The sequence below is a fragment of the Peribacillus sp. TH27 genome (genome assembly GCF_016650915.1).
GTDB lineage: Bacteria > Bacillota > Bacilli > Bacillales > DSM-1321 > Peribacillus > Peribacillus butanolivorans.
In genome coordinates this window covers 777,940-803,672 of record NZ_JAEKEV010000002.1, presented here as the reverse complement: position 1 = coordinate 803,672, position 25,733 = coordinate 777,940, and the positions used below count along the sequence as shown (strand labels likewise).

The 25,733-nt window shown below is 33.0% G+C and carries 26 protein-coding genes and 3 pseudogenes; 24 read left to right on the top strand and 5 right to left on the bottom strand.

Annotated elements, in window-relative coordinates:
* Window positions 1-240 precede the first annotated feature (240 nt).
* The 8 genes and pseudogenes from JFU24_RS05260 to JFU24_RS05225 all read left to right on the top strand — a co-directional run bounded on the left by JFU24_RS05260 (window position 241) and on the right by JFU24_RS05225 (window position 6,292).
* Entirely contained in the window at window positions 241-2,214 is a 1,974-nt protein-coding gene (locus JFU24_RS05260; protein WP_201249672.1) for an Ig-like domain-containing protein, read from the top strand.
* A 496-nt stretch (window positions 2,215-2,710) separates the two neighbouring features.
* Window positions 2,711-3,601 carry a hypothetical protein gene (locus JFU24_RS05255; protein WP_201249671.1) on the top strand — a complete coding sequence of 297 codons (891 nt, stop codon included), beginning with the start codon at window positions 2,711-2,713 and terminating at the stop codon, window positions 3,599-3,601.
* A 299-nt stretch (window positions 3,602-3,900) separates the two neighbouring features.
* The gene (locus tag JFU24_RS05250; protein WP_034670468.1) at window positions 3,901-4,152 is read left to right on the top strand and encodes a hypothetical protein; all 252 of its coding nucleotides are present in this window, start codon (window positions 3,901-3,903) and stop codon (window positions 4,150-4,152) included.
* Complete coding sequence (locus JFU24_RS05245; protein ID WP_201249670.1) at window positions 4,145-4,381, top strand: hypothetical protein; 237 nt, start codon at window positions 4,145-4,147, stop codon at window positions 4,379-4,381. Before JFU24_RS05250 ends, JFU24_RS05245 begins: the two co-directional genes overlap by 8 nt.
* Window positions 4,382-4,569: 188 nt before the next feature.
* Window positions 4,570-4,857: a hypothetical protein gene (locus tag JFU24_RS31230; RefSeq protein WP_201249669.1), complete on the top strand. Its 288-nt coding sequence runs from the start codon at window positions 4,570-4,572 to the stop codon at window positions 4,855-4,857.
* 246 nt (window positions 4,858-5,103) lie between these two features.
* Window positions 5,104-5,589, top strand: a complete 486-nt coding sequence (locus JFU24_RS05235; RefSeq protein ID WP_201249668.1) for a DUF2975 domain-containing protein — start codon at window positions 5,104-5,106, stop codon at window positions 5,587-5,589.
* Between the two features lie 35 nt (window positions 5,590-5,624).
* Window positions 5,625-6,063: pseudogene (locus tag JFU24_RS05230) on the top strand (DUF2975 domain-containing protein).
* Between the two features lie 10 nt (window positions 6,064-6,073).
* Complete coding sequence (locus JFU24_RS05225) at window positions 6,074-6,292, top strand: helix-turn-helix domain-containing protein (RefSeq protein ID WP_201249667.1); 219 nt, start codon at window positions 6,074-6,076, stop codon at window positions 6,290-6,292.
* A gap of 238 nt (window positions 6,293-6,530) precedes the next feature.
* Here the strand turns inward: JFU24_RS05225 and JFU24_RS05220 are convergent, their stop codons facing one another.
* On the bottom strand, window positions 6,531-6,734 hold the full coding sequence (locus JFU24_RS05220) for a hypothetical protein (protein WP_201249666.1): 204 nt from the start codon (window positions 6,732-6,734) through the stop codon (window positions 6,531-6,533).
* Between the two features lie 1,156 nt (window positions 6,735-7,890).
* Here JFU24_RS05220 and JFU24_RS05215 point away from each other — a divergent pair.
* The 12 genes and pseudogenes from JFU24_RS05215 to JFU24_RS05160 all read left to right on the top strand — a co-directional run bounded on the left by JFU24_RS05215 (window position 7,891) and on the right by JFU24_RS05160 (window position 16,839).
* Window positions 7,891-8,028 carry a hypothetical protein gene (locus JFU24_RS05215; RefSeq protein ID WP_201249665.1) on the top strand — a complete coding sequence of 46 codons (138 nt, stop codon included), beginning with the start codon at window positions 7,891-7,893 and terminating at the stop codon, window positions 8,026-8,028.
* A 59-nt stretch (window positions 8,029-8,087) separates the two neighbouring features.
* A complete protein-coding gene (locus JFU24_RS05210) occupies window positions 8,088-8,261 on the top strand; it encodes a hypothetical protein (RefSeq protein ID WP_201249664.1) in 174 nt (57 codons plus the stop codon).
* Window positions 8,254-9,666, top strand: a complete 1,413-nt coding sequence (locus JFU24_RS05205) for a recombinase family protein (RefSeq protein WP_201249663.1) — start codon at window positions 8,254-8,256, stop codon at window positions 9,664-9,666. Before JFU24_RS05210 ends, JFU24_RS05205 begins: the two co-directional genes overlap by 8 nt.
* Entirely contained in the window at window positions 9,659-11,059 is a 1,401-nt protein-coding gene (locus JFU24_RS05200) for a recombinase family protein (RefSeq protein WP_201249662.1), read from the top strand. The genes JFU24_RS05205 and JFU24_RS05200 overlap by 8 nt, the downstream gene beginning before the upstream one ends.
* Window positions 11,060-11,533: 474 nt before the next feature.
* Window positions 11,534-12,052: a recombinase family protein gene (locus JFU24_RS05195; protein WP_201249661.1), complete on the top strand. Its 519-nt coding sequence runs from the start codon at window positions 11,534-11,536 to the stop codon at window positions 12,050-12,052.
* A 25-nt stretch (window positions 12,053-12,077) separates the two neighbouring features.
* Window positions 12,078-12,290, top strand: a complete 213-nt coding sequence (locus JFU24_RS31225) for a recombinase family protein (protein ID WP_201249660.1) — start codon at window positions 12,078-12,080, stop codon at window positions 12,288-12,290.
* A 34-nt stretch (window positions 12,291-12,324) separates the two neighbouring features.
* The gene (locus JFU24_RS31220; RefSeq protein ID WP_201249659.1) at window positions 12,325-12,510 is read left to right on the top strand and encodes a recombinase zinc beta ribbon domain-containing protein; all 186 of its coding nucleotides are present in this window, start codon (window positions 12,325-12,327) and stop codon (window positions 12,508-12,510) included.
* Window positions 12,473-12,847: a hypothetical protein gene (locus JFU24_RS05180; protein WP_201249658.1), complete on the top strand. Its 375-nt coding sequence runs from the start codon at window positions 12,473-12,475 to the stop codon at window positions 12,845-12,847. The genes JFU24_RS31220 and JFU24_RS05180 overlap by 38 nt, the downstream gene beginning before the upstream one ends.
* A 783-nt stretch (window positions 12,848-13,630) precedes the next feature.
* Window positions 13,631-14,485 (top strand): hypothetical protein, encoded by an 855-nt coding sequence (locus tag JFU24_RS05175; RefSeq protein WP_201249657.1) that lies wholly within the window; start codon window positions 13,631-13,633, stop codon window positions 14,483-14,485.
* A gap of 187 nt (window positions 14,486-14,672) precedes the next feature.
* Window positions 14,673-15,326, top strand: a complete 654-nt coding sequence (locus JFU24_RS05170; protein ID WP_201249656.1) for a hypothetical protein — start codon at window positions 14,673-14,675, stop codon at window positions 15,324-15,326.
* 629 nt (window positions 15,327-15,955) lie between these two features.
* A pseudogene (locus tag JFU24_RS05165) lies at window positions 15,956-16,213 on the top strand (IS1595 family transposase); the annotation flags it as partial.
* A 38-nt stretch (window positions 16,214-16,251) separates the two neighbouring features.
* Window positions 16,252-16,839 (top strand): hypothetical protein, encoded by a 588-nt coding sequence (locus JFU24_RS05160; protein WP_201249655.1) that lies wholly within the window; start codon window positions 16,252-16,254, stop codon window positions 16,837-16,839.
* 699 nt (window positions 16,840-17,538) lie between these two features.
* Here the strand turns inward: JFU24_RS05160 and JFU24_RS05155 are convergent.
* Window positions 17,539-17,877 carry a hypothetical protein gene (locus tag JFU24_RS05155; RefSeq protein WP_201249654.1) on the bottom strand — a complete coding sequence of 113 codons (339 nt, stop codon included), beginning with the start codon at window positions 17,875-17,877 and terminating at the stop codon, window positions 17,539-17,541.
* Window positions 17,878-18,478: 601 nt separating this feature from the next.
* On the opposite strand from JFU24_RS05155, the gene JFU24_RS05150 reads away from it, so the two are divergent.
* The gene (locus JFU24_RS05150) at window positions 18,479-20,188 is read left to right on the top strand and encodes a gas vesicle protein GvpD (RefSeq protein WP_201249653.1); all 1,710 of its coding nucleotides are present in this window, start codon (window positions 18,479-18,481) and stop codon (window positions 20,186-20,188) included.
* A gap of 24 nt (window positions 20,189-20,212) precedes the next feature.
* Window positions 20,213-21,073, top strand: coding sequence for a hypothetical protein (locus JFU24_RS05145; protein ID WP_201249652.1), 861 nt, complete (start codon window positions 20,213-20,215; stop codon window positions 21,071-21,073).
* Window positions 21,074-21,498: 425 nt separating this feature from the next.
* Here the strand turns inward: JFU24_RS05145 and spoIIP are convergent, their stop codons facing one another.
* Entirely contained in the window at window positions 21,499-22,431 is a 933-nt protein-coding gene (spoIIP, locus tag JFU24_RS05140; protein ID WP_201249651.1) for a stage II sporulation protein P, read from the bottom strand.
* Entirely contained in the window at window positions 22,421-22,960 is a 540-nt protein-coding gene (locus JFU24_RS05135) for an RNA polymerase sigma factor (protein WP_201249650.1), read from the bottom strand. The genes spoIIP and JFU24_RS05135 overlap by 11 nt, the downstream gene beginning before the upstream one ends.
* 491 nt (window positions 22,961-23,451) lie before the next feature.
* Between JFU24_RS05135 and JFU24_RS31215 the strand changes: the two genes are divergently transcribed.
* Window positions 23,452-23,577, top strand: coding sequence for a CPCC family cysteine-rich protein (locus tag JFU24_RS31215; RefSeq protein WP_201249649.1), 126 nt, complete (start codon window positions 23,452-23,454; stop codon window positions 23,575-23,577).
* A 179-nt stretch (window positions 23,578-23,756) separates the two neighbouring features.
* Window positions 23,757-23,975 carry a hypothetical protein gene (locus tag JFU24_RS05125; protein WP_201249648.1) on the top strand — a complete coding sequence of 73 codons (219 nt, stop codon included), beginning with the start codon at window positions 23,757-23,759 and terminating at the stop codon, window positions 23,973-23,975.
* Window positions 23,976-24,486: 511 nt separating this feature from the next.
* Here JFU24_RS05125 and JFU24_RS05120 read toward each other — a convergent pair.
* A pseudogene (locus JFU24_RS05120) lies at window positions 24,487-25,703 on the bottom strand (IS110 family transposase).
* Between the last annotated feature and the right edge of the window lie 30 nt (window positions 25,704-25,733).

Genomic DNA, 25,733 nt, shown 5'->3' with positions numbered 1-25,733 from the left:
ATATTCGGAGAGTGTTAGAGTAACCACTAATAGGCTTTACATTCGAGAGTTAATACTTGTATGAGTATTAACTCTTTTGTTTGTTCTGATTTAACTTAAAATCTAGTGATGTTCCTTGATTGTGTCTTTGATTATCGTCTTCATTCTTTAAACAAATAACATAGTATAAATATATCAATAAAAACTAACTATGGTAAAATATAGCTAGATTGTTAACTAAGTAGAATGGAGAATGGAATAATGAAATCTATCTTATTGAGAACAGGATTATTAACATGTTTATTACTTGGCTTGGTCACTGAAGAAACCTCTGCCGCTTCAGAATTGTCTTCCAAATGCACAAAGTTTGGTGTAATTAAGAAAAATGACAATCCCGATTTTCAGCACATTAACTGTTTACTGACGAATGCAGCATTGGATGCTCAAATCCCTCCAGAAGTTGTAAAAGCAGTGGCTAAAAAAGAAAGTGATTATTTACAATTCATAGGGGAGAACAAACCTAATATCACTTCTGATGGTGGAATTGGTATTATGCAGGTTACAGACATACCAAAGGAGTACAGCAACGATGAGAAATTAAAATACAAAGAGAAATTAAAATACGATATTGCCTTCAATATCGAGGAGGGCGTTAAAATTCTTAGTAAGAAGTACGATTACGCAGTTCCCAAAATAGAAGGTGCAGGAAAAGATGAAATAGAAAATTGGTACTTCCCTATAATGGCGTACAATGGAACAAAGTCCACTAACGGTCCTGTAATTCAGAGTAGTGGAGTGAAAAATACAAAAGCTTATCAAGAAATAGTCTTTTCGTATATTGAAAATGACAGTTTCTTAGGCCATACAAAATTGGCACAATTTCCTTTTAAGAAAGAGCACTTCGCATACGACTCTAACAACAACATTGTTTTTAGGGAAAAGACATTTACATTAACTGACCAGTTGCATACTTCTGTCTACCTATTGAAAAAAGGGGACGATGTAGTTGTAACAGGAGGGAATGGGAATTTAAGAGCACACCCTGCTACTTCCAAGGATGAAAATAATCTAGCTCCAAAAAATACCATATTGGAAATCACAGGAGAATATTCATATGACATTAATGCAAAAAGTGCAAATAAATTTGTCTGGTTTCCTGTTAAAACGAAAGATGGAAAGTCAGACGGTTATATTTCCTCTGCTTATATTAAAAAGCTAGATTCCTCTTGGACACCACCTGTAGATGATGTACCTCCTACAGTACCAAGTGTGAATGGAATAACGGATAAATCGACGAATGTCACAGGAATAGCCGAAGCAGGTTCCACCCTTACAGTAAAAGTAGGGACGTATGCAATAGGAACAGCGAAAGCAAGTACCGAAGGAAAATATACGGTCTCCATTCCCAAACAAAAAGCAGGAACAAAAGTAACCGTTACGGCTACAGATAATGCTGGAAACACAAGTGCGGCAAAAGAGATAACGGTTAAAGATGCAACGGCGCCATCCACTCCGACTGTGAATGCAGTCTATGATAATGCTACCGTTATTACTGGTAAAGCTGAAACCAATGCAAAAGTATATGCATGGGTAGGAAGCAAGAAAATCGGGGAAGCAACAGTAAAAAACAGTGCTTATTCCATGAATATTGCTAAACAAAAAGCCGGCACATCCATTCTTATTTATGCGGTTGATTTAGCAGAAAATAAGAGCGAAAGTAAATCGGTTAAAGTAATCGATAAAACAGCTCCAGCTGTCCCAAGTGTCAATACAATTTATGATTATTCGACTGCTATTACTGGTAAAGCTGAAACCAATGCAAAAGTATATGCATGGGTGGGAAGCAAGGAAATTGGAGAAGCCACATCAAAAAGCGGTACGTATACCATTAAGATTTCGAAGCAAAAAGCCGGAACACCCATTGCCGTTTATGCCATAGATGCCTCAGGGAATAGAAGCTCCAGCAAAACAGTTAAGGTGATTGATAAAACAGCTCCACCTGTCCCCACGGTTAATAAAATAACGAGCAAGACCGTCACGGTTAGTGGTAAGAGTGAAAAAGGCGCATCTATTTATATTTACAATGGAAGTAAGAAGATAGGGCAAGGTGTAGTAGATAGCCGAGGAAATTACAAAGTGAAAATCAAGGCACAAAAGAAGGGTTCCACAGTATCGGTATACGCTCAAGATAAATCAGGTAACAAGAGCAAGCGTAAAACAACGAAGGTAAGCTAATTTTAATCAAAGAAAATATAAAAAACGGTAATACTTCCCCAAGTATTACCATTTTTTTGAATATTCTATTAAACAAAAAGGCTGGTGGTCTAGCTCAATAAGAACCCTTCAATGCCTAACACAAAAAGGAGCTGCTGCTTATAATTCTAATCATTCATCTGTAAGGATATATAAATTAGAACGACGTCTATTCCTCCATTTGGTAGACGATAACTTTTTATTATTTCCTTTGCCCAAAAAGCGGGTTCCGTCTGTTGTGACCAAACCACCATCGATTTTCTTTTCAATTTCTGAACCAAATATCGTTTTCTTGAAATGTCTACGTTTACATTAAATACATCCACCAAACAATCTACTATTTGATTCTTGAAATCTGGACTTCCCACTTTTATTTACCTTGCCTGTTTCCATTTGTGAAAACAACTATTGAATAAAATGTTGTTACAAGCGATAATAAACCGTGCTAAAAGCGACACCAACAGGGGGAAAGTGATTAATGAAGTTTTTAAAAGTGTTAATAATAGGTTTATTGTCCGTCATTCTTTTATCGGCATGTTCTGATAGTTCAAACGGAGATGTAAAAAAAGTAGAAGAACCTAAGAAAGAGCAAAAAGAATTCTCAACTATCGAAGATTTTTCTAAAATAGATTTTGAGAATCCAGATAAAGAGGCATGGGCTAAAATTTATATGCCTAAAAAAGATTTCAAGACCATTTTAAAACAGATGGCTGGTCCTGATGATGAAGGAACTATCACTTATAAAAGCATTGAATTAAAAGACTCTAAAACGATAGAAATGAAAGTAAATAACTCAGACGGTGGAAGCTTTGAAAACAGCATGCAAGCAGCTATTATGGATGCCTACATACGAGAACTATATAAACACTCTGAGCTTTACGATGATAAGAAAGAACCAACTATCCGTACCGTTGATTTGAGCAACACAGTTATTGCGGAAAACAAGAAGCCTATTGAATTCGATGAAGATGGTGAGGATTCCGAAAAACCTAAAGAGCTTGGAACCTTTAAACTAGGTGAAAAGGTAAATGTAGAAGGTCATATCATAACATTAACAAATGCACATTATACAAAGGAAAGAAACGAATTCGAAGAAACACAGCCCAAAGAAGTATTGGGATTTGATATTGAATACCAAAATGGGACAAAGGAAGAACAACTAGCTAGCGCAGACGATTTTGAGGTGTATGACAGCAAAGGTGAAAAGATGGAGGTATATGCTCTCGATACTTTAACCGAGACTGTTCAAGCTGGTAAGCACGTTAACGGACCTGCCGCTTTCGGAGTAACCGGTAATGCCCCTTATGAAATCTTCTACACAGATTATACGACGGGAAGCAAAGCAAAATGGATTATGGAAGTGAAATAATCGTTTTCATGATTATTTTTTCGAGCAAAAATTTTAGGCGAAAAGGTACTCACAACAATGGTAACGGGTTCTCTTTTGGGGTGCAAAAATCAATTTCACAATACATTTTTAACGTGAATTCACACATGAATTCACGTTTTTTATTTCCTTGATATTACTACGCTCTTTGATGTTTTTATTAAAATTAAAGCAGGATTTCGCATACCAATTATCGAATATGGAAATAATTATTGTACAGTGTGAATTTAACTGTGAATTATCATGTGATTTTTACTGTGAATTATGAAGGAGGAACAGATATGGAGTTTATTAAACCCAAGAAAACCCAAGGACGAAAGGTTAATTGGATAGTGTCTGAACACACTAGAGCAATCGTTAAATACTATGCTCAATACACTGAATATAGTGAAGATGAAGTTGTGGATACATTTTTAAAGAATTTACTCAAGGACGAAGATTTTATGGAGTGGATTCAGAAGAAGCGTTTTAACAAACGAATTACAGACCAGCTTTTAATCAATGTTGAGGAGGAAGAAGAACAACTTGTCTAAATTGAAAAGACTTGCTACCAAAGAAGATAATATTGTTGTTATTGAAAGTCCCATTACTAGCACCGTGTTGTCGGAGCGTGAAAAAGATTATCCTCTCCTTTTCCCCTCAGACTTTGCAAAAAAATATCGTGACCTGCTGTTTCAACCCGTGAAATTTCACTTCAAAGGTCAACCCTTCCATCATGGGGCGGTGGCGGTTCGAGCGATGAAGCATCCATTACAAAGTTAGCCATTGCAAAATTAATTTCTATCCTCCGCTATCATGAGTTTTATGAAACAGTCAAGAAGGATGGTAGCCAACATCGAAAGCGGGCTAAGAATCCTATCGAACATCCACTTCCTTCAATTGACCAAGGAAAGCGTTTGGTTGATTGTACTACCGATTTATCATCTTATGAAATTGAGCATGTGGCTAACATGTTGGTTAAGGTAAATGACAAGGCTACAAGTGCATTCATGCAACAGATTAGACGCAGACTGTCTATATTGGAGCGTCCGTTGGGTACTGCAAGAGGGGAAGGAAAAAGCTATATATATGCTAATTTTAACCCTAAGTATGCCCAATATGCTTTAACCATCCTTCGTACTTTCTACAACTTCTGTTTGCCATACAATTCATGGGATAAAGTGAAGGCTACACCAGCTCAAAGATTGGGAATTGCCGATAAACAATTTACGATGAAGGATATTATTTATTTTAAGTAGGTTCTGTTATCTTTCGTTGTTGATTTACTTTATTAAACTATTGGGAAGTTTTGTTTAACAAGTTGTAAATTTAACATTTTAAAAAAAGAGCATTTCTTTGTAATGAGAAATGCTTTTTATTTTTGTCAAAATTAAAAGGATATAATAATAACAATAATAATATAATTAAAAACGATATTAGTTTATTGTAAAACAATAAATCATGTGTTATAGTCATTTTATTATTAAATCAATGAGGTGCTTTAAATGAATGTTAAACAAGGTTCAACCACTTTCTTAAAGGTAATTATTTTTCTGATTGGAATTGCGATGCTTGCTTTATGTATCTATTGGTTGCCTGAGATAGCCATTAAAGATGCAAAGGTACATCCAGATACGGCTTATTTCCTAATCCCCTTTTTAGTATGTGCATATGGATTCTGTATTACGTTTTCTGTTGCGTTGTATCAAGCATTTAAACTACTAACCTATATCGAAAAAAACAATGCTTTCTCTGAATTATCCCTTAAATCTTTGAAGGTTATAAAAAAATGTGCTTTTACAGTCATTTTCCTCATTCTGTTAGGAATAGTAAGCTTAAAGGTGCTTGCTAAAATCACAGGAGACGACCCAGCAGGTCCTATATCACTAAGTCTAATGGGTATTTTAGCAACAAGTATCATCGCAGCCATTGTGGATGCACTTCAAAAGCCATTAAAAAATGACCCAGATATTAAGTCAAAAAATGATTAACGGTTTGAGAAAATTTAATTAACGAGGTACTTTTTATGAAACAAGTTACGACACTCTTTTTAAAGCTAGCTGTTATTTTTATAGGAATCCCAGTTCTTGCATTGTGCATATTTTTAGTGCCCCATATGGCGAATTTCGCAGCAAAATTGTATCCAAATATTGCCCCAATGAAATATCTCGTTTTCATCGTGATGTATGGAGCGGCTGTGCCTTTTTACTTTGCTAACTATCAGGCTTTCAATCTTTTACGGTACATTGACGAGAACACAGCGTTCTCGGAATTATCTGTAAAGGCGTTAAAGAACATAAAGTGCTGTGCGATTACAATCAGTGGTTTGTATGTATTAGGTTTGCCACTTAATGGGACTCATCATCATTTTTGCTTCGTTGGTTATCGCCGTTTTTGCTGCTATCCTCCAACGGCTTCTACAAGAAGCGATTAACATAAAATCAGAAAATGATTTGACGGTCTGAGGTGGAGGATATGGCGATTTTTATTAATATTGATGTGATGTTAGCAAAACGAAAAATGAGCGTAACGGAGCTTTCTGAGAGGGTTGGAATTACTATGGCGAATCTTTCCATTCTGAAAAATGGGAAAGCAAAAGCGGTTCGTTTTTCAACATTAGAAGCGATATGTAGGACTTTGGATTGTCAGCCGGGTGATATTTTGGAGTACAAAAGCGATGAGGACACTCAATAAAAAACAGACAACAAACATATTTAACTAACGGGAGTCGATAGAGAATTTAAGGGATAGCCATTAAGCTATCCCTTCTTTGCGTTTATTGATGTTATTTACTCAGAGAATTCCATTGAGAATTTTATTGATATTAGTGACAAAAAACATGATGTGATTTGCAATGTTTGCACCTCAAAAGGGAACCCGTTACAACAATGGTGAGTACCTTTTTTTGTTATGCCTTTTATGTTTCAATCTTCTATATAAAAATATCAATGCATTGTTCTACCGTTGTAGCAGTGGCTAACTGTTTAGCTTTTGCTGCCAATACATCTGTCGGTTCTGTATCGAGTATAACACCAAATAAGCTTTCTATTTCATCCAAGCTTTTTTCTAAGCGGGTAGAGATGATTGAAATCGCTATTCCTTTGACAAGTCTGTGTTCTGCCATTTTAATACTCACTTGAATCACCCCATCTAATAAACTTAAATACCTATATTCGCTTATCTAAGTATTGATTCCTTCCTTTTAAGAAAAGAAAATGTCGAAAAATAAATCGACACCATTTACTAAACAATTGGCTATGTTAAAGTTATTGTTTGTTTTTGAATAATACAGAGTCAATTTTGATATCCTGATTGCATCAAAATAAAAGGGTTAATCTAATATGACTGTGGCGACTATACTATCTGATAATGCTTCATTAAGCGAGGGAAAGAGAATATATATAGGGGTGTGGACTCGCTATTCCGCGCCCTCTACTTCTCAACAAGAAAATTCTTAAAATAAGAAAAGGCTACGAAAATGTTGAGTTTTACATACGTTTTTTTGTTGATTTGGTTTTTAACTTTTTTTGCTCTATTGAAGATTTGAAGAAAATATAATTAATGTAAGATTTTAATTGAGGTGTTGAAAATAATGAAAAAAGAAGAAATAAAACAAATTATTCGGGATACCGGTGACAAAGGAAACCGGTCATAAGCAATTATAAAATTACCTAGGTGCTCGAACAACGAGGTATTAGCTGTTAGCTCTTTAACCGATAATTAAATTTTTACCAAGTAAAAAGGACCCTTGCATGGTCCTTTTCTTATGTCTTGTCCGTTCAAAATCAGCAATGTTATACAGCCTTTAAAATATTAATTAACCCATCCTCCTTTAAACCATCTACATATTTTATATATATCCCAATCTGAATATCATTTTTTTAAAAACTATCTAGTATAGCAAATTAAGTCTCCTATTTGTTGTTTTTTCTAATTAGATTTTTTCTGAAAAAATAAATCCTGAATTTAGAAATAAAATTGCGATTTTCCATCCATTCTATTTTTTAATTTGCTACTATGACCTTACTGAAATGATGCTTACTAAATGGATGATAGAGAGGAATAGGAAAATGAAAATTCAAGTAAGGAAACCTAATCGAAGGATAAGAACAATTACCCAACAAAAAATAAACGTATTTACAAATAAAATTGGAGAAGAATCAAACTATGAATGAGCATATCCCTGAAAACCTATTGGAAAGTCTTGAGAAGGCATGTAAAAAACATAATGTTTCTTCTACCATCGTTAATAAATATTTAGCTTTGATTACGAGCAGAAGAAGGAATAAATAATGAAAAGTATATTCGTGCAACTTAAGTTGCCAGGCTCAAATACATATAAGGTTGTCTTTAAAAGAAAAGATATTGCTGAAGTAACTGAGGCGATACATCAACTAGAATTTGACTTTGACAGTCTAGAAGACACGTAAGTATATTAAAATCGTTTTCAGTCAATTATGTATATAAGACTAGACTAGGAGGCGGTAATATGAAAGATAAAAAAATCCAATTTATTATTACACAAGAGCAAAACGAGTTGGGAACGATTTGGATAGAACGGCTGATTGAAAAATTGCTTTTTCAGGAAATCGGTATTTCCGTCACAGAACAAATTCAAATAATTAATAAGCGGTACCAAGGAAAGGAAGATAACATTGAATAAATTAATTAATAAAGACAAGTTGATACTATTTCTTCGGAGAGTTAGTACGGAAAATCAAAGTCTAGAAATGCAAGTAGTCGCTGATAAAAAATATAGAGATGTTTTGGATGAAGATGAGTATCTAGAAGTTAATGAACTGGGAGTTTCAGCAAATAAAATTAGCCTGAAGGACAGAGAGAAAATGGTGGAGGTCATAAGATTAATTAAACAAGGGGAAATTGCTAAGGTATATGTTTATGACAGGAGCCGGTTAACTAGAAACTTCTATGAATACCTTGAATTAGTAGATTTATTTATTGCTAACAATATTGAAATTATTTTCACAACAACTGATGCGAGCTATTCAAATTTCAGTTCTAATTACTTGGTTGAGGGGTTTAATGGGATTTTGATAGAAGAAGAAGGCAAAGGCATTGCGCGCAGGGTGGCGGATAATAATCGAAAGCTCCCCAGCAGGAAATTCGGCTTTATAGTTAATAAAAAGGATAACATGAAAAAATACGCTTTGGTTTCAGAATATAAAACTCAATTAATAAACCTTTTCGAAAAAGCAAATCAAATTAAGAATACTAAAGAATTCATAGAATTAATTACAGTTTTCTCAGGGGTATTCAACAAACCGCCGATGAAAATCGTAAAGATATTAACAGATTGTTTTTATGCCGGATATGAAAAAATTGGAGAACGTTACGCTTTACTATCATATGTTGAACCAGTAGTAACAATAGAGGTTTTTTCTGAAGTTCAAAAAAAAGTAGAGCCCTTTATTAGTAAGCTAGAGGGGAATCTAGACGAACGTTCCTCAGAAAGTTTTTTTATACCCTTTTGTAATATGTGTAAAAACAAAATGGTATATAGAAAGAATAAAATTGGTGATACAGGATTATATACTTGTTCAAGGAAACACAAAAAGATTTCAATCGAAGTGAGTGAATTTAACAAATCATTAATCAGTTACCTTTCTATAGTATTTAGCTCGGTGAATAAAGATGCCTTGGAGAAACAGGCTTTAGTTATTCTAGAAAAAATTTTAGAAATTAAGAAAAGAGAGCATTACACTACTGAAAAAGAGATTGAAGAAAAAGAACTTAAAATCGCTACTTCACCTAAAGAGCAGTTTTACAAAAGTAATCTCGAAAAAGATATCGAAAAATTAAAAAAATTAAAGACTACAAGAAAAGAAGTAAAAGAACAAATTTTAATATGTAATAACTATAAAAAAAATTTGGAAGTGTTGATTGAAAAAATAGATGTTGGTAGTTCTTTAACGGAAAACGAAATCATGAACTTCGTAAAACTTATTGTTAAAGAATGTTTTGTTGGTAAATCAACTTTAACCTATCACTTCTTTTTTAATGAATATCTAGATAAGGACTACATAGAGAGGATGAGTAGCGTTGTTTAATAAACCGGAAACATTAAATTCTAAAAAGTTGGCTGTCGCTTCTATTAGACGTTCATCAACCAATCAAGAAGGTAATAACTCATTTGAAATTCAAAAGTTAGCAATCAAAGATTTTGCTAAAAAAAAGGGTTATATATTACCAGATGAGTTTATTTTTTATGATGATGCAGTGAGTGCTTTTAAAATCAAGGCTAGCAAACGGGTCGGTTTAAATAAAATGAAAAGAATAGTATTAACAGAAGATATAGGAGCGGTTATTTTTTATGACTTCTCAAGAATTGATAGAAAAATTTATTCATTTGTATCTGAGTTTTATTACGAGGTAATTAATAAAAAGCCAAATCTTGAATTTTTCACTACAACCAAAGAAGAAGCCTGGACACCTGCCGATTTGGATGTTAAGTTGCAACTTATTATAGCTAATGCAGAGTCTATCGAAAAATCAAGAAGAGCAGTAGATAATCAAAAGACAGATTTGAACTCAGAACTTGTTAAAAGACCGGGTTCTACTATTCCATTTGGATATAAGCAAATTAACAAGCAATTAGTACCCAATCAAGATGAAGCAATTGTATTATTCATCTTTTATTTAGCATCTTGGGGACATTCAGTACAAAAAGTTGCTGATATTTTAAATGAAGCTGAAATTCCTTCGCCTTCCAAAAAAAGATGGCAAGCAAGTACCATAGATAACATGCTAAAAAATCCTGTTTATCTAGGTCACTTAGACTGGAATTTCAAAGGAGAACAAATCCTTGAAAAGAAATTTTATAGAGAGCACACTCATGAACCAATAGTGCCAAATTCCTTAATTCGATTAATTGGAATTAATCGTTCATTGAAAAAAAAGTACAATAAGTTTGAAACTCCATTTTTATTCGGCAACCTATTGTATTGTGAAAATTGTGATAGTCAGCTTAAACATCGGAATTGCTCTACAAAAAAGAAGGGTATTAAGTATACCTATTTAAAGTATTACTGCACTATTTGTCCGTTTGAAATTGAAGCTGAAAGTTTAAACCAACTATTAATTGATTATGTCCAAAAACAATTGTCAGTTTCTTTTAAGATTAACTCTTCCACAGTAACTAGCTCATTACTAAATTACTCTAATACTTTAAAAGATTTTCTTGAACAACTTAAAGGTAAAGAAGAGCTTATTCAGGACAATCAAAAAAGTCAAATTGAAATAGGGCTAAAATTGGACAGCGTATTTCGAAATGTTGAAAAGAGGATACAAAAGCAAATTCATAAAGTTAAACAAACAATAAAAGATATCGAAATCCTCTTAGAACCAGATAATATAAATGTATTTTTACACAATTTTGAGCAGACTGGATTTAAAAGAATTATCACATACAGAACAGAGATTAGTATTCCTTTATTTTATTGATAGTATAAGGATTAACGATAGAAGGGGAACAGATTTGAAATTTAATGTACTTTTTAAAGTTAACCCAGTTGTACTGCTTGAAAATGTAGTAGGATAGAAAATCGAACTTTCTACCGGACACTTGTATGAAAAATCGAACCAAATTTTTTTGAGAGAAAAAGCTTATAAACATATGGCTTAAAATGCTTATTTTATAAGCTTTTTCTTATTATTGGTTCGATATTCAATTCAATTTGGTATACCTTTATGGTTGTTAAATCGGAAATCTAGTAACCATTATGGACATTAAATCGAAATTACATACATAAATATAATGACTTCTTTGGGGGAAAACATCGTGAAAATTTCACGAAGATTTGATGAAAATGGGGACTCATTTGAAAAAATGTTTCAAGACTTAATTCTAAAGTCGATGACTTTGTAAACATAAAATACATAAAAAATAATGCAAGTTTTGAGAGAGGGGATTAAAACATGTATAGAGTTGGCGTATATGCTCGTGTTTCCACTGGTAGAGAAGAACAGGATACCTCATTGGTAAACCAAAAATTGATGTTTGAAAAATATATTCAGGACAAAGGGTGGACATTTGAAAAGTATTATCAAGACAGAAAGACCGGAATCAAAGCTAAACGACCGGAACTGATAAAATTATTAATTGATATCGAACAGAAAAACATTGATATTGTATTGGTGAAAGACTTATCCCGTTTGGCTCGTAACGGTGAGCTTTCCTATACGATTGCTAATCTTGCTAAAGCCAAGGGTGTACATATCATTTCATTGGATGGAATGGTAAATACAATAGAAAATAACGTAGATATGCTTGGATTACTTGCTTGGATGTACGAAAAGGAATCCCAGAATTTAAGCCAACGTATAAAAAGCATAAAAGAAGTCGGCGCTGCCTCTGGAAAGTATCAAGGTTCCACACCACCATTCGGTTACTACCTTGAAAACGGGAAGTTACCCAACTCCTGCTCAGGTAATTAATAAGAAAAATGCGGGAACCGAGTGGATGAGCAATACTATTAAAACAATACTATCTAACCCGCATTATATTGGTAATTTAGCCCAATGCCGGACCACTACAATCAGTGTTGTTAGTACGAAAAGAAAGTCTATAGATACGAACGAACAAAAAATTGTAGAAGGTACTCATGAACCTATTATTATGAAAATGTCTTTGAGGCTGCACAAAAACAAATGGTACAAAGAAAAAAGAATTTAACGGCACTGCTTTCTGCGCTGATTGCGAGAAAGGAATGTGGTTCCGGTCCGACAGAAAAGGTTATATTTGTGGCTCATATGGCAGATATGGGAATGAAAAATGTTCTTCCCATGCAATAAAGGAAAACAGGTTAACAGATGCTATTATTCATGATTTTAACGAATTTTTAAAGAAAGTAAATCTTGAAATGTTATCAAAACATTTTCAGCAGAAAATTTGAAAAATCTTTAAAAAAGAGCACAAAAGAATTAGAGAGAATTGAAAGCAAAATAAAAATCCTGCAAAAACGGAAGTTAAATTACATTCAGATGAGAGCAGATGGGGATTTGACAGCGGAAGATTTTAAGGCTTCCAACAGCATTAATAATAAAGAATTAGAAGAGCTACATGCTCAAAAAGCGTCTCTTGAAGCAAATGCAAGTAACCATAAAATTGACCTAGGTTGTATTAAAGAAGATTTCTTACAGTATCTTTATTCACCGGATATCTTGCCGGAATTAATTCATAGATTTATTTCTCGGATTGATATTGAAAAAGATGGTACAGTAAAACCATGAGTAGTTAACTATTCATGGTTTTACTTTTTAGTATTAATATATTTTATTTTACGTTGATTCTTTATCAGACCCAAGGCACCCGTATTTAAAAATTCATGTTAAAAACTTCTTAAGGTGCCAATGTGTTATAAGATTTGAAATAATGCCTGAAATAATACCAATAATAAATTCGATTATATAAATCATTATTCTCATCCCCATGGAGTTTCGAGAATTTTACCGGCATCTGAATAAAATCCTGATGGAGAAGTTATTCCATAAATTCTATCTACTTGTTTCTCAAGTATACAAATCATATCCTGCATAAACAGGGGGATTAATTTCATTTTGTAAATTCAGTTGAAAGCTATATCGAACACTTTTCCGTCTATCTCTATCCAGGAATGGTCAAAAATAAATCGCTTCCATATGTAACTTCGCCAATACATAAATCGTATTCTGTTCCTTGTTTCGTTAACCTACCCCTAACAATTTTTGGATGGGTTATTAGTCATTCCTTTTTTTCACTTTATACTATTTTTATGTATTTATGTGGTGAATAGCGGCACTTTGGATATAGTTCATTTTACTTATTGGAATCTAAATGTAACTAATGGTACAAATACGATGGTTGAATTCTTTTTCTATAATTTGATGGAGATGATATTTGGGGATTCACTTTATTGGAAGATTCTTATATATACCTAAGAAAATAATACATTGACAAATTGGTAAAAAATGATTAATTATACGTTAAGGCTTCATAAAAACTAAAAAAAACATAATCGGAGGTGGTAGTTTATTATGAATCCCTTAAAAACTGATTTCACTGAAAAACAATCCAAAATTACAATATCAACTGTAATTACAGTAATTGGTCTCGTTGTATTATTTGCGGTTAGTTTACTTTTCGCTTTGTATAAAGGTTTCCCTGTGTGGGTGACTACTTTAGCATCAGGTTTGTGTATCACTATTATCGTCACATCTTTGCAGAAAATTGACATCTTTAATAAGGAGAAAAAAGTGTCGACACCTTATAAAATATTTCTTTGGGTTGCAAGGATAATAGTAACCATATTAGGATTTTTCTATATGGTACAGGGAGCGGGCGTTGATTTGGGTCCGTGGTCTTTTGAAGACGACCTTAATGAGTTTAATATTGGAACGGTTTTTGCGGTTACGCCGGTAATTGCTTGGTTCCTAGCTAAGTTTGAAATGAAATGGGAAAAGAATTGTTTCAACTGGAAGCATTTTTGGTTTTTTTTAATAAATATAGCCGTTTCAATTCTATTGAGTTTTTTTCCAGGAATCTTTGCTTTTGCTAATATAAACAAAGACTTTATTTTGCAAGTAACTATTGTTCTGTATTGTATATCTTTGCAATCACTTACTGGTCCTATTTTAAATCCCGTTGCAAAGTCTTATCTTAGACCACAGGATGGAGATAAACGAGCGAAAAACAAGCGGAAATTTTTCATCTTAGTAGGAATATCGTTTGTGGTCATTTTTTTAACTTATCAAATGACTAACAAATTATCTGAGTTTTTATTTAACTTTTTTTCGTTTGTCTTTTTTACTGCATTATTTAATTATTTTATAAATCTGTATATTGCGAAGCAACAAAAAGAATATAAACAATTCAGCAATAAAAAGAAATAGGTTTTCAGTTTTAAGTGCAATAATTACTCACAGTAATAATAAAAAAGGTGTTCCCTCGGAATACCTTTTCATTTGATAATAAGCTTGTATTCGTAAACTATTGATAGCTCTGAGTTGTTAGAAAAAGAGTTTGATTATCGTTTCGAGGATTGGCAAATCAAAGATGGTCATAGAGAGAGGGATTAAATTGGAATTAAACGTTCAAATTGAGCCTAGAAAGTATATACGTTCAATCAGAGTGAATCCAGGTATGCGAAAGTTTCCTAACTTTAGAGATATTATGTCAAAATGGGAAGACCTTCTGATGAACCATTATCAGGGATATATACACTATTATCTTGAAGCAGCGCAATCCGGTATAGAACCCGACTTCGAGGATTACGGATTAGAGGTGAAATTCGGTTCAGGATACTTCACATTTATTTGGAACATCAGTAAGATGGCAGAATACATCACAGAAAATAATATGAAGCCAGAAGAAATTCCTGCTAAGGTTATACTAGATGCAGTTTATGAAGAAGCGTTGCACAAGAATTTTACTCCGAAGCATCCTGAAAACCCAATTATTTTCATAGCTGATATTAACAACAAGTTAAAACCTTTGTGTATAAACGGAAACCATCGTATTAAGAAAACTGCTACAGAAAATGGCAATCAGAAACTTGGTGTTTACAGTTTCAAGGAAGATTCTCATACACAGTTTATGCTCACTAAATTTCAAGAACTGTTCTGGAAGTTTCTTATTGATATGAAGCGAATCGAATGGTTCGTCAATCATCCGAATCCTCCGTTTCAACCTGGAGAAATAGCAAACAATTTGTATTTATATAGAGAGGCTTAAATAAGGTCGTGTCGATAGTTTAGTCGAGCTAGTCTTCGAAAGTGAAAAAATGATGCAATTTTGAAGGGCTATTTCAGGATAAATGAGAAAACGGTCCATCTTCAGCAATTTCATGAACGAAAGCGAACAAAACTGGAACAGCAGGAATTGAGTAGGGATATTTTTGAACAGGGAAAAATGGAGGCTTTGAGGGAGCTGTTGCTGAATATCTTGAGAAGCAAATATGATATAACCAGTGGAACCGAATTCTAGCTCGTAAACAAAATAGAAGATTATAGCGATATTCGGATATTGCTGCTGCTCATTATTCGAGAGAACCCTTGGAAACGAACGGCTAAGGAATACATAAGAAATACTTATACAATCCAAGAAGAGAGAAAAAAATTAAGATGAGTAATAAACTCTTCCTATAAAGACAAAGCCATCCAGTGAGATTATTCGGGAACGTTCAGAAAAAATAAGGAAGAAATATTTCAATCGCAAAGATTGGGGATATGATAAAAAGAGTTTGAGATGGAAAATTCTCAATCTCTTTCTTGTGTGCGCCCGGCATGGGCTATAACTTGGTGGTGAAAGTCCACTACAGGCTTGGCAGTACCGAATACTTTACTACTCTCCCTCAGAAACCTGATGGTAAGTGCGTTCTCAAAGGCTTATATCACACTCAAAATGTCAATGGTCTCCATTCTAGTATGAAACAATGGATAGACCGATTTAAAGGTGTGGCTACCAAATACCTCGACAATTACCTCGCTTGGTTCTTGTTTATTGATAGTCGTAGTAACGAAAGTACGAGACATAATATCAAAGAATTTTTATTAAAATCATTTGTATTTGAAATGACAGATACTTATGATAGTTTACGCTTGTCAAAATTCAATTTGTAGTCCATATTCGACTAACGAAGTACATTTGGAGTGGTAAAGTGGAAATATATATTAGAGAACAAGTGTATTCTTTTAATCAAGAACACGACTTTTTGGTAAATCCTTCACCTAAGACAGTATACGAAATTGATGCAGAAGACAATGGGATTGAGGAATTCTTTATCCTGTTTTTCTCCTGCTTAAATCAGTTTCCGTTGTTTATTACCTTTGAATGGTATGACTGGGATGTTGATGGAATGAGAGACCAGTTAGATAAACTTGGGGTAATTTATACGCATAAGTTCGTCCCTCAAAAAACAGCATATAGAATGACCGAATATGGAGAAATCCATTTCGATATATTGATTTTTAGTGTCGAGGTTAAAGATAAAAATCAACTATCTGAAATTATTTTTAAATCCCTTATTCCATATCATCTCTTTATAATTTCAAATCAGAATAATGTAACATTTGGTGAAAGGTTTGACCAAGAGGACGGCGTAATGTTGAATATGAATGAATCTACAACTTTTTGTAAATTGGAATACGATATCCCCTCGACCTATTTGGTAACAAACCAATTGAAAAATATGGATGAATTGATTGCTGTTCTTCCTGAAAAGTTAAAAGTTGTGAAAGAAGATTAAGTTATCTTGTTAAACTATCGCACCCGTAGTTTAACAATAAAAGGGCCAAGCCTGATAAAAGGGGTTCCCCTATTTATTATTCAAATTTCAACATTAACATTTAACAGAGCCTTGTTTATAAAAATATAGTTCATTTTGTATTATTTACTCAATTGGTGGCGGATAGAGAAGCATTTAAACGTATTACAGGACAATTACTTGTTATAATTAATATTTCAAGGAACTGTAGGTAAAGCTTTTTGCTACCGCTGATTTTTATCTTTTTTGATTCCAAAATGTGGTACCTTATCAACAACTTGACGTCAAAGTGTTCGTCATCTGGTATCAGGATAATGGGTGCTCAAACATGATTGACGTATTACGATTTCTACTGATAGCTTCAAACATAAAAGATATCGAATTTCTCAAGTAACAATATTAAACCCTGTCTTTAAGATTAGCCGTTCTCTTTTGGGGTACCCGCAGGAATAAAAACACATATAAAACAACAACCCGGTTCAAGACTCATATTCTTCAGAAACCATACTATTAAAGCCATACGAAGATAGAGTGTATCTAACCAAACAATAAATAACCATACTTATCTCATACTCGCATATGTTGGGATAAATAGCGAGGCACTAGAGAAAAGACTACGTTTCATTACGGAAACGTAGTCTTTTTGGTTATGAAAACAGTGTAGTTCGATAAGAAACCAGTCTACCAATTTAGATGATGCTGTTTTCTTGCTAATTCCGCTATGTGTTCTTCATTGTATAAATCAATGCCTTGTAAATCTACATCCTGTAAATCACCTTGCTCACTATCCGAAGTTATTATCATTTCGGTCGTTATTTTATTTTTTGGTGGATAGACAATAAATATATCTTCTGTAGGTATTGTTTTATTTTTCTTAGCTTTAGTGATTAAAAAATAACTGGCAAATAGGACAAGCATTGAAATCAATACACCTAATTTATTTCTCACTTTTTCACCTCTATTTTTTATTTTTATGGCTATGTTAAAGTTCTTGGTTGAATTTGAATAAATCATAATCATCCTGTGTATTCCTGATTTTAATTAATACAAAAGAGGTAATGCAAATGACCGTGGCAACCATTTTAGCTGTTATTTCAACTTTAAGCGATAGTGATAAAGAACATAATTAACTCAAAAAGATAATACTAGGTTTTATAATAGTCTGACACGTTATTCGAATAACATAAAATTCTTATGCAACTAATCTGTCCCGTTAGTTTAAGTTGAAGCCTTCACAATCTCATATTTATTTTAACATAAATATCCAAGTGCCTTAGAAACCCAATTAAATTTACATAAGAAATAGGAAACCCCGTCATCCATATTATTTATTATTAATCAACCTTAGCTTTAACATAGCCTTTTCTTTAGTATTACTTCTAAACACTGACTGCCATATATGGTATCTCCTTGACAATCCGCTTCTCCAGGTTCTGTCTCCTCCAAAAAGTCATTCGAATCGTTCTCCCAATATTTCGCAGTTATTATTCTTTTTCTCGAACCTTTTAATAGTGCCAATTAATTTTAAACTGCTTGTTTCCTTAAAGTTATGATATGATTTTTAATGGAAGTGGTTTCCATTTCAGTTATATGGCTTATACCTTAATTGGGGGTAGTGTTAATGAAAGCAAATGAAATAATTACCGTACTAAATCATTTTAATCATTCAAGTTATCAAAGGGTATTGATAGACGGTGCTTGGGGTATTGGGAAGACAAAATATGTTTTAGATTTTAAAGATGCATATTCCGATGCATGTTATGTATCCTTATTTGGGAAAAAAGATATAGATAGCATAATTCAAGAAATATATTTTCAGATTGTTGATAGTGTACCAAACGGTAAATTTAAGAAATACTCTAGGAAGGTAAGAGAAATATTTAATAATGTCAACATCGAATTTCATGGATTGACTATTTCTGTTCCTCTTATTGAAAAATTGCATTCAACCTTGTATAAAGAGTTAGGTAAGAAAGGTACATATATAATTATATTTGATGATTTAGAAAGAAAACATCATGACTTAGATATAAAGGAAATATTAGGATTGATTGATAGTCTTGCTAAAATAGAAAATATAAAAACGGTTCTAATTGCGACTACTGACCAGCTCGAAGAAGATGAAGAAACCTTTAAAAATTATAAGGAAAAAGCCATTGATAGGACTTATACAATAGAGGAATACGCAGATGAAGCACCTGTAGAAATCCTGGGTGAAGAGATATGGAAAGTCATAGGTATTACCGCTGAAGAATTTGAATTTAATAACTTGAGGACATTTGAAAAAACCAGTCTGTTTATTAAAGAGGTTATAGAAATTCTTGGTGAAGAAATTTTTACTGACAAATTTACAAAAGATGATGTTTACCGAATGTGTTTTGCAACTGTATTCTTCAAAATTGAACATAAAGGCGATATGAAATTATTAGATACTAAAGAAGAAAATAGTGTTATAAGGAATGCTTTTTATACAACCGATGATAATGGAGTAATTGAATATTTATATAATTACATTCTAAAGAATTCCTTGGATAATGTTATGTGTAAAAGTGTTTTTCATCATATAAGAAAATGGTTTGAAACGGGTTCGTATTCTAAAGAAATAATAATTAATTTAATTGAATCTATTAATAGCTATAAAGAGAAGCCAAAAAGTTTCTATTCATCAGAACAGGAAATACTTGAAATTATTGAAAATACTAGAGAATACATTACAAATCTAGACGGGACTGAACCAATGGATGATATTATATCCAAATTAAACACTGCATTTGCTTGGTGTGAAGTGTTATCCGTTAATTTTGGAATTAGTAGTGAAGAGATAGTGAAATTGGTAGGTGAAAATATACCTAATAAAATCGATTTAACAAAGAGTAGTTATCAAAATAAAATTGATTTATGGGATTTTCATGTTGAAAGTGAAGAAGCAAGAAAAGTAGTTAACTCCATTAACGAAGCTTTAAAGATTGAATATTATAATCTATTGGTAAAACAAATAAGAGAATGTTTTATTCAACAATCATACAATGAGTATCTAAATTTAAGACAACTCCAAGACTCAATAATTTCAACTGCAGATATCCCAATTAGAGATATCGTTGTAAAAAGCATAAGTGATAACCAATTCTTTTTTCCTATCCCTTCAGGGAGAATTACCGAAGAACATTGGTACTGGTGTCGTATAATTAATAGATTGATAAAAGATATTGAAGAACATTGGGGAATAGAAAATTATCATGAAGATTTAAAGTCTTATATTTACGGCTTAGAAATTACTAAACAAGACAAAATACTTCAACATAGATTAAGACACCTTTTTGAGAAAAATTAAGAATCAGTTGGGAGGTTTTGTACTTTGGGGAAAAGTAATGGTAAATCTAATAACCGAAATATCGAAAAAAGAGAATTACACTTTCATTTATACTTACGCCCAAGTTTAAAAGAAGACTATATACGCATTTTCGATGTATTAGCAGATAACCATGCCCGTATATATAAAGCGGTATATGAAAGGTTGAAGACTAACACAAATGAAGTAGCAGACGAATTTAAGGAAGAGGCAGTAAGTGGACAAAATACCAATATTCCGCAATACATAGATTACGGTGATTATATGGAAGCAGTTCAAGATTATGTTTTTGAACGACTTGATGAACAATTCCTTATGCACTATCAATTTGAACTAATGTCTTTAAGTAATCTATTCCAAGTATTTGAACAACAATTAAGGCAATATCTATTTGAAGAAATGACTCATAATGAAAATCAGTCTTTAAATCAAGTTAAATTTTACCTTGAAAATAATAAGGGTGAAGATGTCTATAGTGAATTTTACAGTAATTTCGGGAAACTCACAAATTTACTTAGAGAATTAAAGTTAACATTTACGGATTTGTTTGGAGATGAAGAACTTATTGTACAAACGGATGTTTGGAAAACTATTCGGGAATGTAATCTTATATCAAATACATATAAACATGGCAGTGGTGGTTCTGCTTCGAATTTATATACTCTTTATCCCCAATACTTTGAAAAAGTAGATAAAACTCGACTTATGGATTTGTACCGTACAACTAACTTAAAAAGGGTATTGGCTGTAAACAAAATATCCTTTGAAAAATATTGCAATGCCATGAAAGAATTTTGGGAGAACATGAAGGAACATCAATATGGTAAACTGTTGGTGGACATTGATATTTCTTCTGAAAAAGAATGATATTTAAACCCTCTAGGTTTTTAACGCCAAAAGATATTTAACTAGCTTCCTTCGGGAAGTCTTTTTTATTTTACCGTTGTCTTTCCTGTGTATTATTAAAAATATTGGCTAAGTTAAAGGTAAAGGTTGATTTATAAAATATATAATTGTGAAAAATTTATCTTAAACTAACGGGGCAGGTAAGTTTAATAATAAAAAAACAAACAAACAAGTAAATAATAATAATGGCAATTAATGAATTGTAAAAGGTATAAGGGTTCCTTCTTTATGCAACGCTATTTTGACATGTTGGCTTCAAAAGAAAAAAGAGTCGCCAAAGCAACTCCCTTATTGAAGTAAAGCACTTATTAGTTCTATAAGACTTATAGTGAGTTGAAAATGAGATGATTTTTGTGATTTATGAGGTAAGGTATGCTTAATTTTTATTAATCAATTTCAATTAGTATTTCATCTATAATTTCTGCTAATAATTCAACGCTCCTATTTTCTTCTTCAATTGTATTTTCTACCCCTCCAATTTGAAGGAGGAGTGAGTTCGCAAATAAGTCTTGATTATAAAATTTTTGTTTATAAGGATTTCTTGTTTGTGATACTTGCAGTAAGACTCCCCTAGAAAGTCCAGGATACTTCTTTTCTAATTTTTGATGAAAGAGATTTGCGATTTTTCGGTTTTCTTTAAAATTAGGACTGTTTTCCGAGACAACAAATGACACACTTGCTACATCTTTTCCATCTATTCTAAGGGTTGTAGCATCTTTTAGTTGAGTATCTCTGTGAATATCTATAATTAATTTTAAATTTTTATTTTTATCAAGAACAGTTTGTACTTCTTTCCCTGACATATCGTATATTTTTGAGTAATCTAAATCACGGTTACGAACTATTTTGTCAAAATCCGTGGTGCTGTGCAATACATTAATATTTTTTTTCTTTAATTCACTAGTTAGTTCTGCACCTACCATCGTAATATTTTTATTCTCATCGTATGCTTCATCTAGGTTTTTATTTTCAAGTAACGGCGTAAAGGATTCCGTAGTATGGGTGTGGTAAATAAATACAGAAGGATTTTTATTTGAAGCAGTTATGCTTTCCTCATTGTTTTTAGGAATGGCAGACATTACATTATGAAAAGACTTTAAAATGTACTGATTTCCTCCAAAAAGGGAAATCCAAGCTGCTACTGCCACTGTAGCAATAACTAAAGACCAATAATAAGAAAGTTTCTTTATTTTTCTTGCTTTGCTTATACGGTTAGCTTTTTTAATTAATAGGTGTCTTGTATCATTCACAAATTCACTTCTTGGATTTAAATCGAAAGAGTGTTTAACCTCTTCAAAAATTTCATTATCATTTTGCATTCTCGAAAACCTCCTCTATTGAAACATTAAGTTTCTTTCTTAACACTTTTAAGGCTCTATGGTAATCGACTTTGACTTTTGCTTCGTTACATTGCAATATTGTTGCGGTTTCCTTAATGGAAAATTCATTTATTCCCCTTAAAATGACAATGCTTCTATACGTAGGTTTTAATGACTGTATAGCCTGTTGCAATACTTTTGTACGTTCATTATCTTGTAGAATCTCATCAGGAATTTTCCTATTTGAAACAAGTTGTTTAAAAAAGCTATCTTTAAATACAGAGTAAAATCTTTTTTTCCTGTGGTGGTCAATTGCAGCGTGTTTGGCTATGGAAAGAATCCACGTTTTTAATGTACATTGCTTGTTAAATTTAGATTGAGATTGTAGTAACCGTATAAAAACATCTTGGGTTAAATCTTCAGCATCGTTTTGGTTCCCAGTAAAACAAATCAAGAACTTATAAACATCTCGATAATACTTGTTGTAGATTATCTCGATACTCTCGTCTAAATTATCTTTATCAAGCAAAAATACCCCTCCTTTTTTGTGTTCATTTATTAATCGAATAAGAATCTAAAAAGTTACAATATTTAGAAATAAAAAAAGATATTAATTTAAAGTGTTTTGGAATTAATTATAAATAAGTGCATAACGTTGAATTTTTTCGGAGAATAAATGTACTAGTAACAAACCATTCTATAACTTTAATGAGCTAACCTGCTCCGTTATTAGAAAACTTCACAATATCACATCAACATAACAAATATTTCCATGCTAAACCATCATCTTTTGAGTTTATATCTTGTCTACTTTGTAAATCATTCTTTACTTTTAACATAGCCAAAGAAAAAGAGAAGAGAGTTATCAGGAATCTAAAAGGTTAGAAACAGAAACAAATCAGCAATAGATGATTTAAAGAGCACGATTACTAGAGCTGGTCGCAATATTAAAGTGGAAGTAACGGATTCCTTCGTAAAAAACTTAACTTCAAGAACTGTCTTTGTGGCAATCAACCAACATTGCGTACCGAAATACACGACATTTGCGAAAAGTGTCATTGGCAGGATGACCCAGCTGCTTGGGATGATATAGACGATGACAATAATGCTAATGGCATTATTCTTCGAGAAGCCCACGTCAATTAGAATTATCCGGAAATTGTGATGGTGTTGAGCTATGATGAAAAACTATAAGGAAATAATTAATAAAAAGAGGTTGGAACGAGAGGCAAAACGTAAGGAATCGAAAGCAAGAACTGCTGAATTTCAAATAAAGCTATAAGAAGAAACTAAGACCGATGATAGACCGTAGGGAGCTTTGAACAATGATTGAGGACGAGCGTAGGTTTAGTAAGGAACGAAGTGATAAAGTAATACAGAAAGCAAGGTCAGTTTTCGGGTTATTCAAGCCGCTGGAGAAGGTTTATACTGATGGGAGATTTGTGAAGGAAGAATCAGTATCGACCGAGGGTGGTCAAAAAATCAACGTGGTTACAGTTCAAAACAGATGGGAATTTCCAATTATCCAGATAAATAGGAAATAGGCATGAGCTTATTTCCTATTTTTGTCCTGGACTACAATTATGATTAATAACAAAAAGATAATAACATTGGTCGGATTCCATAGAAGCAACAATCCTTGCTACAGCAGCCCTGCCTTCAATTAAAGTCCTGTAGTTTAATAACTTTGTTTATAACACTTATTTAATATTACTTTCTTCTTGTTTGAACAGGTATTCCTTTTTCTATACTACTTATTGCCCCTCTTATATAAGACTGGATATTATTATAAAAGGCTATGTTAAAGGTAAAGGTTGAAAAAAAGTAAATAATATGGATGACGGGGGTTTCTTATCCTACGGGAATTTAGAAGGGGTTCTAACAGTCGGTTGGATATTTATGTTTTAATAAACATGAGATTGTAAACGTCTCCACTTAAACTACCATGAAAATTAAACACTAATAATAAGAAAAAAGACCATATTAAATAAAACGCAAGCTTCAATTTTTTTGAAAAAGAGCAGCGCCTTATTAGATCTCCTAATAAATCGGTGGTTAGGATGCCTCTGATATATTTACGGTATATCCTAAGTTTTCTAACCTTCGGACCGAATTTCGTACAATGGAAGCTTGCTTTTGCTTATCAAAATAATCTTCGCCTAAGTCTACATACATTTCTTTCCTTGTTAAAAGATAATAAGAAATTCTTAACATGGCGTGGGCAACGACAATTCCAGCTCGTTTTCTTCCTTTTCGCGCAGCTGTCCGTCTGTATAGAGCGCCAAGATAGTTTTTGGAGGCTCCAACTGAATGAGCAGCCTCAGTTAAAGCAGATTTTAAATATTTATTTCCCTTTTTGCCTCTGGTTGATTTCCTTTTTCCTGCACTTTCATTGTGTCCTGGTACGAGGGCGGCCCATGAACATAATCTGGCTGCACTTTCGAACTGTTTTTCAACGTCCGTTCCGATTTCAGCTAGAATTTGTTCTGCCATTCGAGTGGCAATCCCAGGTATTGAATCCAGTCGTTCTATGTTTTCTTGATACACACTAACTCTTTGGGCAACCTCTTGATCGAGGTTTTCAATCTGTTCAGTCAGAAAATCAATATGAGTTAGAATCGTTTTAAGCATCATGCGTTGATGAGGATTCACATACCCATTCAGGGCAAGGATTAAATCATCTTTTTCTTCTTCATCGAACGTCGCGCAAGGTTTGCTAGTTTCTCAGGATCATCCTCACCAAATGCGATCGCATGAAGCATGTCCTTTGATGAAACACCCATAATATCCGATACGACAGAGCCTAATTTGATATTTGCACCTTCAAGCACCTTTTGAATTCGATTATGCTGTCTGGCTCGTTCTTCAATAATACTTCTACGATACCGAACAAGCTCACGCAATTCTCGTTGATTTCGATCAGGGATAAAGCTTGCCTTCAATAAACCATGACGAAGAAGTTGAGCGATCCACTCAGCATCCTTGACATCTGTTTTTCGACCAGGGACTGCTTTCATATGTTGTGCGTTAACAACTAAAAACTCCATTTCTTCAGCCTCAATTAAGTTCACGATAGGCTTCCAAAACACACCTGTGCTCTCCATAGCGACATGAGTGCAACCATGTGATTTAATCCAATCCATCAGTTGAATTAAAAACACCGTTTTTGTAGAAAATGTTTGAATCTCCTTTCCTTCGGGGGTCATAATGCAGGCGGTAATGTTATCTTTATGTACATCCATTCCGCATACTCGTTCAATGATAACTTCCATTGAAACCATCCTTTCTATGGCAAAAAATTA

Excerpts from the sequence above, each read along its gene's own strand:
- JFU24_RS05225 (WP_201249667.1), top strand. The coding sequence starts at position 6,074 with ATGGCGATTTTTATTAATATTGATGTGATGTTAGCAAAACGAAAAATG.
- JFU24_RS05255 (WP_201249671.1), top strand. The coding sequence starts at position 2,711 with ATGAAGTTTTTAAAAGTGTTAATAATAGGTTTATTGTCCGTCATTCTT.
- JFU24_RS31220 (WP_201249659.1), top strand. The coding sequence starts at position 12,325 with ATGTGGTTCCGGTCCGACAGAAAAGGTTATATTTGTGGCTCATATGGC.
- JFU24_RS05125 (WP_201249648.1), top strand. The coding sequence starts at position 23,757 with ATGATTGAGGACGAGCGTAGGTTTAGTAAGGAACGAAGTGATAAAGTA.
- JFU24_RS05150 (WP_201249653.1), top strand. The coding sequence starts at position 18,479 with ATGAAAGCAAATGAAATAATTACCGTACTAAATCATTTTAATCATTCA.
- JFU24_RS05175 (WP_201249657.1), top strand. The coding sequence starts at position 13,631 with ATGAATCCCTTAAAAACTGATTTCACTGAAAAACAATCCAAAATTACA.
- JFU24_RS31230 (WP_201249669.1), top strand. The coding sequence starts at position 4,570 with ATGTTGGTTAAGGTAAATGACAAGGCTACAAGTGCATTCATGCAACAG.
- JFU24_RS05215 (WP_201249665.1), top strand. The coding sequence starts at position 7,891 with ATGAAAAGTATATTCGTGCAACTTAAGTTGCCAGGCTCAAATACATAT.
- JFU24_RS05155 (WP_201249654.1), bottom strand. The coding sequence starts at position 17,877 with ATGATTATGATTTATTCAAATTCAACCAAGAACTTTAACATAGCCATA.
- JFU24_RS31225 (WP_201249660.1), top strand. The coding sequence starts at position 12,078 with ATGAGCAATACTATTAAAACAATACTATCTAACCCGCATTATATTGGT.
- JFU24_RS05260 (WP_201249672.1), top strand. The coding sequence starts at position 241 with ATGAAATCTATCTTATTGAGAACAGGATTATTAACATGTTTATTACTT.
- JFU24_RS05210 (WP_201249664.1), top strand. The coding sequence starts at position 8,088 with ATGAAAGATAAAAAAATCCAATTTATTATTACACAAGAGCAAAACGAG.
- spoIIP (WP_201249651.1), bottom strand. The coding sequence starts at position 22,431 with ATGCAAAATGATAATGAAATTTTTGAAGAGGTTAAACACTCTTTCGAT.
- JFU24_RS05250 (WP_034670468.1), top strand. The coding sequence starts at position 3,901 with ATGGAGTTTATTAAACCCAAGAAAACCCAAGGACGAAAGGTTAATTGG.
- JFU24_RS05235 (WP_201249668.1), top strand. The coding sequence starts at position 5,104 with ATGAATGTTAAACAAGGTTCAACCACTTTCTTAAAGGTAATTATTTTT.
- JFU24_RS05195 (WP_201249661.1), top strand. The coding sequence starts at position 11,534 with ATGTATAGAGTTGGCGTATATGCTCGTGTTTCCACTGGTAGAGAAGAA.